Below are 419 nucleotides of genomic sequence, written 5' to 3' on the forward strand. Positions count from 1 at the left end.
GAGCAGGATAGATATAAGAGATTGAGATTTTGAGGCAAGGGTTGAAATACTCTCAACCCCGTCATTCCCGAAGTCTTTTATCGGGAATCTAAAGTCGCACTAGCCCGGCCAATCACTCTTATGATCCTTCCTTCTTCACTTTCTTCCTACGACACCGCTCAGAGCAATAAAGCACCTCATCCCAACATCGCTCCCATTTCTTACGCCAGACAAAAGGTAGGCCGCAGGAGCGGCATACCTTAGAGGGAAGGTCCTTTTTCGCTATCCGCTTACTCACAGCTTCTTAATGTAAAGGTCTTTAGAGTAAATACGCCCTTCAGCATTATGCTTGGGAACGCCACCGACATTCGGTCGTACCAAGCGCGCTTGCATGAAGTAATAGATCGGAGCGATAGGCATATCTGTGGCTAGGATAGATT

1 protein-coding gene is annotated in these 419 nt (G+C 47.3%); it reads right to left on the bottom strand.

Features of this window, described 5'->3' with window-relative positions; all coding sequences use genetic code 11:
* Nucleotides 1-118: 118 nt before the first annotated feature.
* Nucleotides 119-265, bottom strand: coding sequence for a DUF2256 domain-containing protein (locus tag AB4585_RS24540; RefSeq protein WP_198589104.1), 147 nt, complete (start codon nucleotides 263-265; stop codon nucleotides 119-121).
* Nucleotides 266-419 lie beyond the last annotated feature (154 nt).

Origin of the sequence: Vibrio sp. 10N.222.49.C9 (assembly GCF_041474985.1) — a bacterium.
In the GTDB taxonomy this organism is placed as follows: domain Bacteria; phylum Pseudomonadota; class Gammaproteobacteria; order Enterobacterales; family Vibrionaceae; genus Vibrio; species Vibrio crassostreae_C.